Source organism: Paenibacillus sp. SEL1 (assembly GCF_054602535.1).
The window spans coordinates 4,069,417-4,084,835 of the sequence record NZ_CM137723.1 but is presented as its reverse complement, the minus strand read 5'-3'; the positions used below and the strand labels follow the sequence as shown (position 1 = coordinate 4,084,835).

Below are 15,419 nucleotides of genomic sequence, written 5' to 3'. Positions count from 1 at the left end.
AGTTTAAAAAGAGACCTAAACGAATCATTTAGGTCTCTTCTCTCTTACTACTTATATGGATTGCCAACAGAGCGACAAATTATCCCGACTGATTCACACTGTGATCATGTTCTTTTGTATCGTTCTTCTCATACCAGAAGTCCAGCACTTGTGCAGACAACACTCGCTGATCTACATACTCCACTTGGTGAGCAGTAAATTCTTCTTTCCAAGAGAAGGACAATTCTTCGCATAGGTTAACCAACGTCAACAACTCAGACCAGGCCACATAGCGTTTATACCAAAAAAACTGAGGATGTTCAATCATATAGGGATACAAATCGTCGAATTCCGTATGCTTACAATCCAAGGCACGCTCAAAGTGTACTTTAGCCGCTGCCAGTTTTTCCAGAAAAAACTGTTCGGTCAATTGTTCTTTCCCCATGTTGCTGCCTCCTCTCCAAAACCTTATCTATATTATAAGCGAAATTGAAGCTCATGCAAAGGTTATTATTAGAAATAAGGATCAGGAGTTTTGAATTGTTACTATTCAGCAAACTCAATCTTGCCGTCAGCTAACGACGAAATTTTGACCAATGACTCTACACGAATACCCTGTTCACGGATGGTTCTCGCTCCGGCCTGAAAGCTTTTTTCCACCGCGACACCAAATCCAACCAACTCCGCTCCGGAGCGTTGAATGATTTTAACCATACCTCGCGCCGCATCACCATTAGCAATAATATCATCAATGAACAGAACACGGTCATCTTCGTGAATAAATTGACGAGACAGCATAATATCCGTAACAATACCTTTTGTAAACGAAGGTACGCGTTCACACAGCGCATCTGGATCAGCTAATAGTGTCTTTTTACGACGAGCAAATACCAACGGTACACCCAATTCCAATGCTGTCGCAAACCCGATGGCAATGCCTGAGGACTCCACGGTCACTACTCTGGTAATCTTCTCTTCTCGGAAACGTGCTGCGAACTCTCGTCCCATTGCCATTGTCAGTTCTGGATCAACCTGGTGATTAAGCAAACCATCCAGCTTCAGCACCTGATCTGATGCAATCACGCCTTCATTTAAAATTCGTTTCTTTAATACTTCCATTACATGACCTCCCACGGCAATCCTATGCGGTAAAAGTACCATACTTCACCCGCCGCTTTCAAGCTATAGCTGCTTTCCATGCGGTCATGTGACATTTTTTTTACGCTTGTTCCAGAACCATGCGGTGATTCCTCCCGCAACGATTAAAAGAATAACGACCAGCCCTACCCGATGCGTCACCTTCTCCATTAGCTTCGCCACCTGCTCCCAATGCATGCCCACCGCATGTCCAATCCCCAAAAATGTACCGCACCACAGCAAAGCTCCTGCTGATGCATAACTGATATAGCGGAAAACGCCTAAACGGGTTGTACCTGCCAGATATGAGGATACATGTCTCAAGCCGGGGACAAAATATCCGAACAGGATTCCCCATGTACCATAGCGCCCAAACCAATTTTCAGAAGAGGCAATCCTAGAAGGCGTAAGCCTCACCCATTTTCCGTATCGATGCAAAAGTGGTTTGCCCAACAGACGCCCCAATGTGTAGCTAAGCATCATACCCGTCATACTACCGAAAAATGTGACTGCCAGTGCAGCAATGAAGTTGTAGTGCCCTTGAGACACGAGCCCGCCGAAGGCGATCATTAGCACTTCGTCGGGTATCGGCATACCCGCTACTCCAAGTGCAAGCAAGCCGAACATTGCCAAATATCCGTATTCAAGTATCCATGCAAGGATTTGACCCATAAATTACGCTCCCGTCAAGCTATTCATTAATTCACTTTAATTATTTTCAGTCTCATCCAGTCATGTCCTATTTCAGTTGAACATAGTTTGTATTATATGCTCGCTGCAGCGTTATTCAAGCAGGCAAGGAGGGACTGGGGATGAAACGTAATATTCATGTTTTTCAAATTGCTTTTACATACATCGGTACAATCGTCGGTGCCGGATTTGCTACCGGACAAGAAATTCTGCAATTTTTTACGCAGTATGGTCGTTGGGCTACACTCACTATTATGCTATCCACAATCATATTTGTATGGTTGGGTACGAAAATGATGCTGATCGCTCATGATATTTCAGCCAAATCCTACGAGGACCTCAACAAACATCTTTTTGGTGCCAATGCCGGGAAATGGATTAGCTGGTTCACACTCATCGTGTTGATTGGCGTAAACAGCGTCATGCTGGCAGGAGCCGGCTCTGTTTTTGTAGAGCACCTTCACCTGCATTACCAAACCGGACTGCTTATTACACTGATTGGTACTTATTTGCTGCTAAGTAAAGGCATTAAGGCCATCTTGCACATGAACACCGTGGTTGTCCCTCTGATGATCATCATGTCTCTTCTGCTCGTTCACAGCACGCTCTCCATGCCCAATCCTCAGAGTTTTATTACGAATACGACAGATCACAGTACATTTCGAACCTTGCTCTCTCCACTGCTGTACACGTCCTTCAACCTAACTATGGCCCAAGCCGTGCTTGTACCACTTGGCAGCCAAACCTTTTCCCGAAGAACCATCCGCTGGGGCGGAGTTTTGGGCGGAGTTGGTGTCGGGTTTATGCTGATGGCTGCACACTTTGCCATGTCAGCACATATGCCGGGTATTCAGCAATTTGAAATCCCTATGGGAAGCATTGCTTACCGTCTGGGTGCCTTTGTCGAAATCATATACATTCTACTCATTTTCATGGAAATCTTCAGTACCTTTGTAGCCGACATTTATGGAGTCAGTCTGCAAATTCGTCAGCATGTCCAAATTTCGCCCAAGCTCATCACACTATTCATTATGCTCACCTGTTTTTTAATCAGTCAGTTCGGCTTCAGTTCACTGTTATCTGTCCTTTATCCTATTTTCGGAATGCTCAGTCTGATGTGGGTTAGTAAACTGATCATAGCAGGACGCAGGAGACCTTTCCGTTCCTCACGTCCTCGCTCCAGCTTTCGGCATTCCGATTCCAAACCAGGTGGTACCCGTCATGGTTAATGTGGAAATTTCAAATACATTTTCTTCAACTCGTTAACCGCCCGACTTAAAGAATAGCTTGATTTAGCTTTATCGCAGGCAGATCTAGCCAGCTCATAACGATAGGCAGGGTCAGCAATGACCTTCTCTAATGCGTCTGCCAGTGCCCTCGGATTGTCGGGTGGCACGAGCAGACCATTTACCCCATCTTCAATCTGCTCCGGTATTCCTCCCACTTCTGTACCTACCAATGCCAGACAACTTAACGCTGCTTCCGCAAATACCGAACCAAAGGCCTCCGCCCGAGAAGGCAAGACAAATACATCAAAGAAAGGCATAAACTCTTCTGGATGAAGGGTATATCCATAAAAAATCGTCTCATGGTATATATCGAGCTGTCGCGCCATCTCTTCCAGCTCAGGGCGAACCGGGCCGTCTCCAATAATATGAAGCACAAAATCCAGATTTCTTTTTTTAAGTTCAGCACAGGCCCGCAATAAAATATCCAGTCCTTTCGCCGGAACAAGGCGACAAACGGTTATGAGCTGTGTCACTTCATTTTCGTGTGGAATGGGTTTGAAGCGCTTCTCATCATATCCATTCGGAATGATTGCAATGTCTTGCGGATTCTGAACGTAAGGAGTTAAGTAATGCTGAAAAGAATGAGATACCGCTATCAGGCGATCCGCCTTCTGCTCCATTTCGCCATACAGTGACACCAAGAATTGGTGTTCAGGCCCGTTCTCCTCTATTTTCCCGTTTAGAATTAATTCCTTCTCATAGGAAGAGTGAATCGTCTGTACGAGCGGAATGTCAGGAAAAACAGTTTTCATGGCGATTCCGGCAATCGGATGATGAGCGTGAATAAGGTCATAGGGCTTCTGAATACGAAGCCGGGTCCACCACAAATAGTCGCGGTACGTCTGAATATATTTTTGAACGATTGGATATTGTTCATATCTCGTCCAGTCAAAGGTGTCAAAAGTTACTTCGTCCCTACCCTTGTTACGAATCCGTTTAGGGATTGAAAATAGCTCCATTTCCCAACGGGGGGATGTAAATCGCTCTTGCAGATATGGAATCATGGATGAAACGCCTCCCGGTTGCTCGGGTGGGAAAAAGAGAGCCTGTAGCAATTTCATGACGTGCTTCCCCTTTCAAGCATTAAACTGCCCGGATCACAGATTGTATGTATAGGTTTCCGGATTTTCTGAAAGATGATATATTGAGAATAAATGTTAGTCACAAAAGAAAATTATAACATTTTAAATAGGATAAATCCTGTCTATTGTATCGGAACGATATCAACCGTTCAATAGATTGACTATTCTTGCAAATGGAGTCGGTGATGTTGACGTTGTTGTCCTTATCGGGAACCTTGGGTTTCCCATCTCTGGCCGGGGCCGTAAGTGCAGCCTGCGGTTTGTATATTATACTCATGATGGCACTGATGTGCGTGATCATATATAGCAGACAACGAAAAAAAGCCTATATCCTTTTTTCGGTTGCCGCTATTATTATTATGACATATGAAGCCATGAATCTCTATTCAGCAGGTGGAGGCAAGATGCAACTCCAAGGAATCGTGTGGAAAAATGTGCTGGAGGCGTCTGCCTTCGTGCTCATCAATGCCGCCGTATTTCAACTCTACCGGAAGCTGAAACGTGCGCAGACATGGACCTTGCTGCTGCTGGGTGCGTTATTGATATTGCCGGTTATTGCCTGGACTGCAGGTTTGTTGCCCGCTTGGATCAGCGCAGCGAAACTAGTTGGGTTCACTCTGTTTTATCGAGTACTGGTACTTATACTGAGCCTTGTGTTCATCACCCCACGAATCGGACAGCCAAAGAAGTATGTAGCCGGCTTATTCATGTATTTGCTCTGGCTTGGCTATTTGTGGCTGCGAAATGACATCCCTGCAGAAGCTGGAAGATCAAACACAGTCCTATATATGTCATTTTTACCATTGCTGTACTACACTACGTTATTCCTCATCCTGTTTGAACGGATTGTGGAGCTGCTCCAAAGGATTTACCGTTCTTCCATCACCGATGGCCTGACAGGGCTATATAACCGTAAATATTTTTCGGGACGACTACGGCGATATATGGATCAAGGAATCCGCGTGTCGGTCATTTTTTGCGATATTGACAATTTCAAAAAGTTGAATGATACGCAGGGCCATGCTCGTGCGGATGAAGTACTCAAACAGGTGGCACAGATTATGGAGGATGAACTGGATGAAATCGGACTGACCGGACGATACGGTGGCGAGGAACTGGTCGCAATGGTTGTGGATCGACGTGCCAAGGTTGGACATGTTGCAGAACGTATCCGCGAGCGGGTCGCGGAAGAAAGCATTGTCACCATCAGTGTCGGACACAGTACAGTGAAGAAGGAAATGAACCCGGATGAACTGGTCAAGCAGGCCGATCAAGCGATGCACATATCCAAAACGACAGGTAAAAACAAGGTTACAGCTTATACAGCAGCCGAAGTGAAAAAGAGTCGGGCAGCACGCGCACAATAATTCGTAAACTACGATTCAGTGTTGAACGTTGAGTTTGAGTAATTCTCTGTCTGGTTGTCTATATCATAAAATGACGCACAGGAATCTCATAAGAGCCTGTGCGTCATTTATATTTAATCTGCCCATCAAACTTCTGACGTTGCAGATGCTATATCCCGGCCGATCCATGCCAGTTCTTCACTAGTCAGCTCTCGATAGCTGCCCAGTGGAAGCTGTTCATCTAGCTTCAATGGGCCCATAGCTATTCTTTTTAAATAGGTCACCTTTTTACCAACCGCTTCGAACATACGCTTCACTTGATGAAACTTTCCCTCATGGATTACAAGTGAAATATAAGAAATGACATCCCCATCTGCCTGGTGCGGATGTTCATGGCGAAGAATGGTCAACTGTGCAGGAAGGGTAACATACCCATCATCCAGTTCCACCCCTGCTGTAAATTGATGAATATCCTCCTCCGTGACATCACCCGACACGGTAGCCTCATACGTTTTAGGGACATGCCGCCGTGGAGAAAGTAGTTCGTGCGCTAGCTTACCGTCGTTGGTCAACAACAATAGCCCTTCTGTATCTTTGTCTAAGCGTCCAACTGGAAAAGGCTCAAAGTGTCGTTCCTCCGCGCTCAGCAAATCCAGCACCGTCCGCTCCCTTGTATCTTCGGTTGCAGATATAACGCCCGGTGGCTTGTGCAGCATGATGTAAATATACTCCCGAAAAACAACACGTTCCCCGTTCACTTCAATCTGATCCTGGTATGGATGAACCTGTAAGCCGCTATCCTTGGTGATCCTCCCGTTTACCGTGATCATCCCTTGCTTCACCTGTCGTTTGATATCACTACGGGAGCCATATCCCATATGGGTCAAAACTTTATCCAAACGTTGCGTTTGTCTCCCTTTTCCACTCATACCGATGTCCACCTCCAACCTGTAGGGTATTCATTTTTGAGCATGCCGTCCTGCCATTTGCCCCACCCAGCCGAATAACCATCAATGCACACGAGAGTATAGCCTTTGGGCTGGACTTCGTTCCGCAGTGCCATTCTCTCAACGGGGATGGACAAGGTCTCCCCTTTTAAATACCGGATGGCCTCAGCATCTGAACTGGAGAGATTGATGCTTCTAGCCGCCTCTGAAGGGCGTAATGCCACCGCCAGCGGGTGTGAAGGCACAAAGCGACCATTCTTGTCGTTACCCATAAACCAGCCTGGTCGCACCACCTTAAGGCCGTCCAAACGATGGGATGCCAATGGCGACTGATAAATACGATCTCCATAGACCACCGTATAGCCTGTAAAGGACACCTCCAGCTGATCCTTCACAAATTGGTGATAGGACTCCAGCACATCTTGTGGGGAGCGTGCAGCGGATTTTACATTCTCTTTGCCAGAACGAGACTTATTGCCACCCAAGCCGCGCGCGGACTTTCCTTTACCGGACTTCCCGTCCATTCCTTTTCCACTTCGTTTAGGCTCACCAGTCGCATGTCTTCCTTGACCGCTTGGCGTCAGTGCTTCCTTGACGGACAAAAACTGCTTTTTCCGTGGATACGCTGCATCTATGTTCAATACCCTGTCATTCTTGCCCTCAAATGGAGTCAAATCCCCGGATTCAGTGTGATCTTCAGTTCCAGTGACACGACCACCTTGGTGTTGCAACACAGCGATAAAATGGCCTTCTCCCTCTACGAGATGCGGCCAAAGGCGTGCTGTTCCCCGCAGTTCGGGGTGTGATGCCGCGACCTCTTCACTCATCCATTCCGGGTGGCCTGGTGCAAAACCTGCTTCCGATGGAACAGGGACTACGTCAAAATCGGGATGAGCCTCCAGAAATTCTGCGATCATTCCTTCATTTTCTTCTGGCGCAAAGGTGCAGGTCGAATAGACAATTCTCCCTCCTGTGCTCAGCATCGAGGCCGCTACACGCAAAATGTCCCGTTGCATGACTACACATTTATCCACCGAATGCGTTTCCCATTGTTTTGCCATATCCTCATCTTTGCGGAACATACCTTCTCCCGAGCAAGGTGCGTCAATTAGTATCTTGTCAAAAAAATGAGGAAAGGCATCGGCGATTCGATCCGGGCTTTCATTCAGTACCACGGCATTACGCACACCGTACAATTCCACATTTTTAGCCAATGCTTTGGTTCGGTCCGTGCTAATATCATTGGTCACCAATACGCCGCTTCCTTGTAGTTTGGCAGCTATTTGGGTCGATTTCCCGCCCGGTGCAGCGCACAAGTCCAATACAGCTTCATCTTGAGCTACGTTGAGCAGTTCAACCGGAGACATTGCACTCGGTTCCTGTATATAGTACAGTCCCGCATGGTAGTAAGGATGTAACCCCGGTTTCATACCGTGCGGAATGTAAAAACCCGTGGCACACCATGGAATTGGCCGCAGTTCGAACGGAGAACGTTCCTTAAAGTCCTCCACCGGAATTTTTAACGTATTGACGCGAATCCCGGCATGGGGCGTGTGGTCATAGGCGGTCATAAATGCTTCAAATTCGTCGCCGAGCAGTTGCTCCATGCGCTTTACAAATGCTGTGGGGAGCTGTACACCCATAATCGTAATCATCCTGTCCTTTTAAAATAAATTTTATTGTACCATATTCAACCTGTTATCCTGCAATATCGGTGTGATTTACGAACTTTCACTACAATCTGTAATGTTGTATAATAATGAGATTCATAGCTACATATTTTGAATTTTGATAGGAGAGATTGCATTGAACGCACAAAAATCCAACAAAAAAAAGCTTATACCTGTCATCGGCTTTTTTGTTGTGCTGGTCATTTTGCTTGGAGTGCTGCTCGCTTTAAATTCAGGCACTAAAAACAAGCTGTATGGCGTTTCCACAGCCTCGTTAAATCCTGCTACTCAAGAGCTGTTAAATGACCCGAACTATCAGCAAATTATTAAGCCGGAAGATCTACAGAGTAAAATTGACAAAAAGGAAAACTTCTTCGTCTATCATTTCGCGTCCGACTGTGTGCATTGCCGCGCCACTACTCCTAAGCTCTTGCCTTTGAGCAAGCAGGAGAACATTACGATGCACGAATTTAACCTGCGTGAGTATGAGGATGGCTGGGACAAGTATAAGATTGAGTATACCCCTACGCTCATTTATTACGAAAAAGGCGTGGAAAAGGAACGTATGGTAGGCGGGTTGAAGGAAAGTCCTTCGGACAATGGGTACACACTCGACGATTTCAAAGCCTTCTTTGAGAAATATAAAAAGAACGTAACCTCCTAGTCAAACGTTCACACACCTGAAACGATAAAGCAGCCCGATCCTCATGAAACGGATCGGGCTGCTTGTTTATCATGCGCTTCAAACTCAAGGCGCATCCTTCGTTTCCGCCGAGACAGAGCCTGAGCCGCCAGCTGTCTGTCTTCGCCTAATTGAAGCTGCCAGCGCCTGCTGACGCTGCCCATGCTTATCCCCACGCCGAGGACCTCTCTGCTGCGGGATGTTGACTGGAATGGACGACGATGCCTTCTCCACGGCCCGGCGCAGCCCGGGCTCGACGATTTCTATCGTCAAATCCCGATAAACCGGCGGTTGGTGCTGAAGCTCTTCCGTACCGCTCATAACTGCTTCAGCAAGCTGACGGGCGCAAACGCGCGCCTCGTCCACCAGCTTCGCCATATTAATGCCCAGCGCCTGCGAAGGAGCATGCTCCAGCCTGTGGACCGCACTATTCAGCATCATATGTCCACCACGATAGTTACCATTCCGGAAATGATACAGTCCTACAGCAACTTGCAGCAAACCTTTATATACAGGGTCACGGTCCAGCTTAAGCCACAGCTCTTCCAGTACCTCATGACATTCAAAGTAATCCCGATCCCGATTGAAGTATACCAAATAAGTCACGTACAGCGGTTCGTAGGAAATGTTTTCCATTTAATACTCATCCCTGTCTTCTTCCTTGGTAGAGGCTTCTAGCATCTCTTTGACCTCATCGTGAAGCAGCTTGATTCCTTCCATGTCGTGCCGTTCCCACAGTTCATTAAATCTGCGCTGCGCATCAATCGTTTCACTGATCTTATGGTAGAAATACAGCCGGTGCATACCTGTTAGCACTTTAGATACGATATTGGCTTCATCCTCGAACTTTTTCTGAGCTTCCAATATTTCAAGACGCATAGAAGACATCTCATTATCCAATACAAAGGCTGCCTCAGCTGCCTTTTTCAATCGTGTGCGCATATTATCAGGCAAGCTTTCACGATACTTATAGCTAAGAGAATGCTCTATGGTTGCCCAAAAATTCATAGCCAAAGTACGGATTTGAATTTCTGCCAGCACAATCTTCAGCCCCACTGCTGTTTGAACCGGATACTCCACAATCATATGAAAGCTGCGATAGCCGCTGTCTTTATAATTGGTGATATAGTCCTTTTCATACAGTACGGTCAAATCCTTACGTCTTCTGATATATTCGGCCACCCGCCGAATATCCTCTACAAATTGACACATAATGCGAATGCCTGCAATATCCTCGATTCCCGTCTCCAGCTGATCAGAAGGAACCTGTAATCTCTTTGCCTTATCGAGGATGCTTGATATTTTTTTAACCCGTCCGGTTACGAATTCGATAGGAGCGTATTCCTCGCGCTTTTTCAGCTCCGCACGCATTGTTTTGAACTTGACCTTAAGCTCTTCCACCGCCTGATCGTATGGCAGTAAAAATGTTCCCCAGTCTCTTCCGTCCATCCCCGTACCTCCTGTCTCTTCCGACAACGCTTTTTTATCTGTGATCTGCACCAACAGCCTCGGTAATGTGTCTAAAGCCGTCCTTTCGAAGCAGCTCACGCAGGCCAGCATGTATAGCCCTATTTACTTCCGGCCCTTCGTAGATCAATGCTGTATAAATTTCAATCAGGCTTGCGCCTGCTTTAATTTTGTCATAGGCATCACGACTCGTGAAGATGCCGCCCGATCCGATGATAGGCAGCTTACCTTCCGTCTGGCGGTACACCCGTCCGATGACCTCTGTGGAACGGTCACGCAGCGGCTTACCACTCAGCCCTCCTGTTTCACTCGCATTTCGGTGCGTCAGACCAGCTCTGGATATTGTTGTATTGGTCGCAATAATGCCGTCTACTCCACTGGCAGCAATCGCATCTGTCATATATTCCAATTCCTCATCCGATACATCTGGCGCAATTTTAACCAGTACAGACTTGGCATTGCCATACTTTTTCGCCTGAACTCCCATTTCTGCCCGAACCGCTTCCAATAGCGACTTCAGTTCATTACCATGCTGGAGCTTTCGTAAATCCGGCGTATTCGGCGAGCTAATATTCACTACAAAGAAGTCCGCATACGGATACAGTGCGGAAATACACTTTTCATAGTCCTTATGAGCATCCTCATTGGGCGTGATTTTATTTTTGCCGATATTAACTGCGACCGGAACAGGTCGATGTTTGAGTGCAGCCAGACGTTTGGCCATGCTCTCAGCACCCAGATTGTTAAAGCCCATCCGATTGACTAACGCCTCATCGGGAGGCAGTCGGAACAACCGGGGCCGATCATTGCCGGGCTGTCCCACAGGTGTCACCGTTCCCACTTCCATAAATCCAAACCCGATGGAAGAAAAACCAGTAACCGCTTCTGCATTTTTATCCAGTCCTGCAGCCAGTCCAATCGGGTTGGGAAAATGAATGCCAAACAGATCAACGGCAAGATCCTCCGTTTCCTTGACTCCGTACATCCCTCGCAGTGTCGCTGCTCCACCAGGGAATGAGCCCGCATGTTTTAAGCCGTCAATGACTACATGATGGGCCGTCTCTGGACTCATTTTAAAAAAAACAGGTTTCGCAATCCTTCGATACAACACGATTCATCCACTCCGTTCTATGCCCTTGCACAATCCTAAAAAAACATCTCTACAAAATAGTTTAGCTTTTTCCATACCAAAAAGAAAGTAATTTGCGAGGTGTAGCTCCAGAACAATTCAGTTGTCATGGAGATGTCATTGAAAATGTATAATCAAACCATTTACAATGGACATAGTAAGACAAGACCTTAGCCCGTTAGAAAAGAGGGATTGCTGATATGAAGACCAAGCGCAAGCCGCCCAGTCTGCAAAAGAAAAAGGATGAGGTGAACAAGAAAGCGATTGTATGGACCGCCGTCAGCTTTGTTCTCCTCATCATTGTGATTATTCTGGTCATTGTTTTAGCACAAGCAGGAAATCGTTAAACACCAAGTAGCAATAGCATCAAAACGTTAATTTAGCCAGTGATAGGTTTTGCGGGGATTCGTCTGGTCATGCTGCGGCTCACTTGTAAATCGAGAACCAGGCACAAGCACTTGATCAGGCAATCCCCCGTTACCAATAACTACCTCCGTACCCGAAGGTACGAGTGCAAACAATTCCTCCACATCCTCTTTACCCATTCGGACGCAACCCAACGACTCATTTTTGCCAATGCTGTCCGGCTCGTTCGTGCCATGAATGGCATAATTCGTTGTAGACAGTTGCATTCCACGGCTGCCAAACTCACCGTTGGATTTGCCGTTCGGATTTACTACTTTATCGGTAATCACAAACTTCCCTTCTGGTGTTCTCTCTCCGCCCAAACCGATAGGATAATTTCGAATAAGTACATTCCCACTCACCAGTGCGAGCCTGTGCTTGGATTTGTCCACCACAATTCGCAACGGTTGCCCCAGAAAAGGCTGTCCGTGCAATGACGATGCCAGTAATGGACTGCTTTCGGCCAACGAGTCAGCGTCTAAATCTACTGCCTTCCCTGTTCCCTGTCCTGGTGAAGCAAGTAAATTACGCATAGGTGTAAAAGCCTTCTTCATCCCGTCTGTCGTACCGTACATCGTGTTAGCGGGAAAGTCTCGAGTCAGTTCATCAAGACTCTGGGGAAGACGTTGATGCTGTGAGCGAAAAGCACGCATGGAGCTATTCAACACAGCTAATTCCTCCTGTCCAGCAGCCCATTTTAGACCTGCTTTGCGAAGATTTTCACTGTCTGACGGCTTGCAAGCGCACGCAGCGGCGTCGTAAGACTGAACAGCTAATCCACCGTTTCCTTTGTTCTGTACACTAAGTAAGGGCTTCATACCCTCTCTCCAGAGCAGCCACGAGCCCCCTTGCTCCATACCCAACACCGTAGTCTTGGACGGCAGTCGGCTAGTCTTAGCCAACAAATCAGTAAGCCCCGTTCCAGCTCCACTCCCTTTTCGAGCTTGAGCCGTAAACACACCACCAACCACACCGATCTGGGCCATCTCCTTCGGATCAGCAGTGGCCACTTTCGTAACTTCAATATTATCAATTGCTGCCTGCTCAGTTCCAGATGGAACAGATGCATTTTCATTTGAAGGTCTCGGTGAATTGGCTGAAGGAACCCATATGAGCAGTAGTACCATTAACGCAGTTAACAGGTGGCGTGTTCGAGCCGTCCTTCGATCCTTCTCCTTGGACATTTGAACCAGTTTATCCTGATATTCCATCCATACGTCTGCCGGAATCTGTTTATGCTCGAAGGCTTCGAACACTTCTCCTGCGCGATTAAAGCAATAATTTGCTTTGCCCTCTTGACCGCTGCTCTCATACTCTTTGCCGAGTAAATACCAGGCCATTTTATTATCAGGGTGTTTTTTTACATACGATTTAAGATGAGGCGAATGGTTCATCGGATCCTCCTGATCGTGTAATCTTGCATACTTCCTATTATGTATATCGGCAAAAATAGACTCGATGGACAGCACATAAGAAAAACGTCTATCGACGCACTTTCACGGAAGCTAGACCGCGCTTGGCAGAAGTTTTTCTTGCGATTATAGAATAGTTCACCTCCGCTGAACCATTCTATAATCTAAAAAAAAAGCACCAACAGCTTACTTTCACCGTTATACGGCGAAGGGAGCTGTCAGTGCTGTGCCTATCGAAGAAGCCTACGCTTAACCTTCTTTATTGAACGGCTCGTCTGCTACTTTGATGGAATCTGTAGGGCAACCGTCACAAGCATCCTGCATATCATCAAACAAATCTTCTGAGATCGCCTTGATGCCTTGGTTTGCATCCCCTTCAAAGATCACTTCTGCCAAACCTTCATCATCATAATCATAAATGTCTGGTGCTGTAGCGCCACACGCTCCGCAAGCAATGCATGTATCTTTTTCTACCCAAGTGTATTTAGCCATAACTTTTCTCTTCCTCCTATACAGTCAAACAAACCAGCTTTTGCATTCTATTCACATATTAATACAAACCCAATATTATTACAAATTATTTTCCTTTATCCTTCATGCAAAAAACACTTATAACGTAAGCTTGTGATGCTTGCAATAATCTACCCAAAAGTTTCACTCCGGAGTTGGTAGATTGTCTTTTTGCAGCGAAGTTCCGCGCAACTTGGAGTTGCGAAGAAGTACCGAAGGATCATCTCCCAGCATCCCAGCGGTCAAAATTGCATTTTCACCAAACTTATCGCGCAGTGCATCCATCGTCTTCAATAAGCTTTCTTTCTTAGGCTGATCCTGGTATTCAAATAGATCCATTTGAACGGCCGCTTCCTCCTTTGGAATGAGCTGCTGTAGCGTAATCCCCAGCAAGCGCACAGGCTTATCTTCTCCCCAATGGCGACGATACAACGCACAAGCTTCCTTATATATGTCTTCTGCACTTTCCGTAGGAGTACTCCTGACCTGAGAACGCGTAAAGGTCTTCATATCCGGCGTCCGAATCGTCAATTGTATACCTCCTGCCAGCATACCGTGTCGTCGAAGCCGCCGGGCTACCTGATCACTAATGTTAAGAAGTACCCGTTGGGCTTCTTCCAGCTTTACCACATCCATAGGCAGGGTAGTCGTGTGACCAATGGACTTGTTTGGCTCCCGTTCAGTGCTGACTGGAGAATGGTTAATCCCATTAGCGGCCAATTTTAACCACGAACCCGTCACACCAAATACGCCAACCAGCATATGCTCATCAGCCTTAGCTAGTTGTCCAATGGTGCGAATGTTCATTTGTAGAAGCTTATCTGCCGTTTTGCGGCCCACACCAAACAATTGACCACAAGGAAGGTTCCACAAAATGTTGGGTACATCACGCAAACGTAGAATAGATATCCCGCGTGGTTTTTTCAGATCAGAGGCCATTTTGGCCAGCAACTTGTTGGGAGCAACTCCAATTGAACAGGGCAGACCCAGTTCGTCCTCTACTCTGCGCTGGATTTCCTCAGCAATTTCCATAGGTGTTCCAAACTGTTTGGAGCCAGAAATATCCAGATAGCACTCATCAATTGAAGTTGCTTCCAGCATAGGCGTATATGAATAGGCAATACTCATAAATGCCTTGGAATAACGACGATACAAGTGAAAATCAGGCTGTATTACGATGAGGTGCGGACAGATCCGACGAGCCTGCTGAACGACCATCCCTGTTGAAATGCCCAATCGTCGAGCTTCATATGAGCAGGTTACAATTACACCTTTGCGCAGCTCACTACTGCCTGCCACTGCGGTAGGCAGTCCCTTATATTTCTCCGGCTCCTCCGCTGCATGAACGGAACAATAAAATGCATTCATATCCACATGCAGAATAACTCGTCCACCAGCCGGATAATAAGCACTGACATCTTTCATGCTCAACCCTTCTTTTTAACTGTAAATTCACCCGTCATCGCGGGAATATGTGTTTTGATTTTATACTTGAAATACCCTTAAATGCTATTTCTATTTTACATAAAAAATAAAGGTTTTGCGGCTAAAAATGATAATTATATATTACAATTGAAGTCATAAGTTGATATAATCGACTAACATACGAACACGACAAACTAACGCTTTCCTGTTTTTAAGCGTTAAACAACTAAATTAATGTGCTTAAAAAAG

At 46.3% G+C, this 15,419-nt stretch carries 16 protein-coding genes; 4 read left to right on the top strand and 12 right to left on the bottom strand.

The window, feature by feature from the left end; translation table 11 throughout:
- Nucleotides 1-79: 79 nt before the first annotated feature.
- From ACYCSE_RS19120 to ACYCSE_RS19110, 3 genes are all read right to left on the bottom strand, one after another.
- Nucleotides 80-424, bottom strand: coding sequence for a hypothetical protein (locus tag ACYCSE_RS19120; RefSeq protein ID WP_007429850.1), 345 nt, complete (start codon nt 422-424; stop codon nt 80-82).
- 101 nt (nt 425-525) lie between these two features.
- Nucleotides 526-1,098 (bottom strand): xanthine phosphoribosyltransferase, encoded by a 573-nt coding sequence (locus ACYCSE_RS19115; protein ID WP_013309742.1) that lies wholly within the window; start codon nt 1,096-1,098, stop codon nt 526-528.
- Nucleotides 1,099-1,182: 84 nt separating this feature from the next.
- Nucleotides 1,183-1,788 (bottom strand): DedA family protein, encoded by a 606-nt coding sequence (locus tag ACYCSE_RS19110; RefSeq protein WP_442434250.1) that lies wholly within the window; start codon nt 1,786-1,788, stop codon nt 1,183-1,185.
- Between the two features lie 140 nt (nt 1,789-1,928).
- On the opposite strand from ACYCSE_RS19110, the gene ACYCSE_RS19105 reads away from it, so the two are divergent.
- Nucleotides 1,929-3,035: a YkvI family membrane protein gene (locus tag ACYCSE_RS19105; protein ID WP_028542811.1), complete on the top strand. Its 1,107-nt coding sequence runs from the start codon at nt 1,929-1,931 to the stop codon at nt 3,033-3,035.
- Here the strand turns inward: ACYCSE_RS19105 and ACYCSE_RS19100 are convergent.
- The gene (locus ACYCSE_RS19100) at nt 3,032-4,156 is read right to left on the bottom strand and encodes a glycosyltransferase family 4 protein (protein ID WP_254327853.1); all 1,125 of its coding nucleotides are present in this window, start codon (nt 4,154-4,156) and stop codon (nt 3,032-3,034) included. The genes ACYCSE_RS19105 and ACYCSE_RS19100 overlap by 4 nt on opposite strands.
- A gap of 206 nt (nt 4,157-4,362) precedes the next feature.
- Between ACYCSE_RS19100 and ACYCSE_RS19095 the strand changes: the two genes are divergently transcribed.
- A complete protein-coding gene (locus ACYCSE_RS19095; protein WP_459699357.1) occupies nt 4,363-5,544 on the top strand; it encodes a GGDEF domain-containing protein in 1,182 nt (393 codons plus the stop codon).
- 125 nt (nt 5,545-5,669) lie between these two features.
- Here the strand turns inward: ACYCSE_RS19095 and ACYCSE_RS19090 are convergent, their stop codons facing one another.
- Together ACYCSE_RS19090 and ACYCSE_RS19085 are read right to left on the bottom strand one after the other, a co-directional pair.
- Entirely contained in the window at nt 5,670-6,452 is a 783-nt protein-coding gene (locus ACYCSE_RS19090) for a pseudouridine synthase (RefSeq protein ID WP_459699355.1), read from the bottom strand.
- On the bottom strand, nt 6,449-8,113 hold the full coding sequence (locus ACYCSE_RS19085; protein WP_459699353.1) for an RsmB/NOP family class I SAM-dependent RNA methyltransferase: 1,665 nt from the start codon (nt 8,111-8,113) through the stop codon (nt 6,449-6,451). The genes ACYCSE_RS19090 and ACYCSE_RS19085 overlap by 4 nt, the downstream gene beginning before the upstream one ends.
- A 163-nt stretch (nt 8,114-8,276) precedes the next feature.
- Between ACYCSE_RS19085 and ACYCSE_RS19080 the strand changes: the two genes are divergently transcribed.
- Nucleotides 8,277-8,804 carry a thioredoxin family protein gene (locus tag ACYCSE_RS19080; RefSeq protein WP_013309735.1) on the top strand — a complete coding sequence of 176 codons (528 nt, stop codon included), beginning with the start codon at nt 8,277-8,279 and terminating at the stop codon, nt 8,802-8,804.
- Between the two features lie 84 nt (nt 8,805-8,888).
- Here ACYCSE_RS19080 and ACYCSE_RS19075 read toward each other — a convergent pair whose 3' ends face one another.
- Genes ACYCSE_RS19075 through ACYCSE_RS19065 form a run of 3 tightly spaced genes read right to left on the bottom strand, consistent with a single transcriptional unit; the run spans nt 8,889 to nt 11,400 of the window.
- A complete protein-coding gene (locus ACYCSE_RS19075; RefSeq protein WP_459699350.1) occupies nt 8,889-9,458 on the bottom strand; it encodes a DUF309 domain-containing protein in 570 nt (189 codons plus the stop codon).
- A complete protein-coding gene (locus ACYCSE_RS19070) occupies nt 9,459-10,271 on the bottom strand; it encodes a GTP pyrophosphokinase (RefSeq protein ID WP_023988035.1) in 813 nt (270 codons plus the stop codon).
- 34 nt (nt 10,272-10,305) lie between these two features.
- Nucleotides 10,306-11,400 carry a quinone-dependent dihydroorotate dehydrogenase gene (locus ACYCSE_RS19065; RefSeq protein WP_061828594.1) on the bottom strand — a complete coding sequence of 365 codons (1,095 nt, stop codon included), beginning with the start codon at nt 11,398-11,400 and terminating at the stop codon, nt 10,306-10,308.
- Nucleotides 11,401-11,618: 218 nt separating this feature from the next.
- Here ACYCSE_RS19065 and ACYCSE_RS19060 point away from each other — a divergent pair, with 218 nt between their 5' ends.
- Entirely contained in the window at nt 11,619-11,765 is a 147-nt protein-coding gene (locus ACYCSE_RS19060) for a hypothetical protein (RefSeq protein WP_023988033.1), read from the top strand.
- A gap of 27 nt (nt 11,766-11,792) precedes the next feature.
- Here the strand turns inward: ACYCSE_RS19060 and ACYCSE_RS19055 are convergent, their stop codons facing one another.
- From ACYCSE_RS19055 to ACYCSE_RS19045, 3 genes are all read right to left on the bottom strand, one after another.
- Nucleotides 11,793-13,217: a L,D-transpeptidase gene (locus ACYCSE_RS19055; RefSeq protein ID WP_250268017.1), complete on the bottom strand. Its 1,425-nt coding sequence runs from the start codon at nt 13,215-13,217 to the stop codon at nt 11,793-11,795.
- Between the two features lie 267 nt (nt 13,218-13,484).
- Nucleotides 13,485-13,727, bottom strand: a complete 243-nt coding sequence (locus ACYCSE_RS19050; RefSeq protein WP_013309730.1) for a ferredoxin — start codon at nt 13,725-13,727, stop codon at nt 13,485-13,487.
- A 162-nt stretch (nt 13,728-13,889) separates the two neighbouring features.
- Nucleotides 13,890-15,170 (bottom strand): DNA polymerase IV, encoded by a 1,281-nt coding sequence (locus ACYCSE_RS19045; protein ID WP_459699345.1) that lies wholly within the window; start codon nt 15,168-15,170, stop codon nt 13,890-13,892.
- Nucleotides 15,171-15,419: the final 249 nt, after the last annotated feature.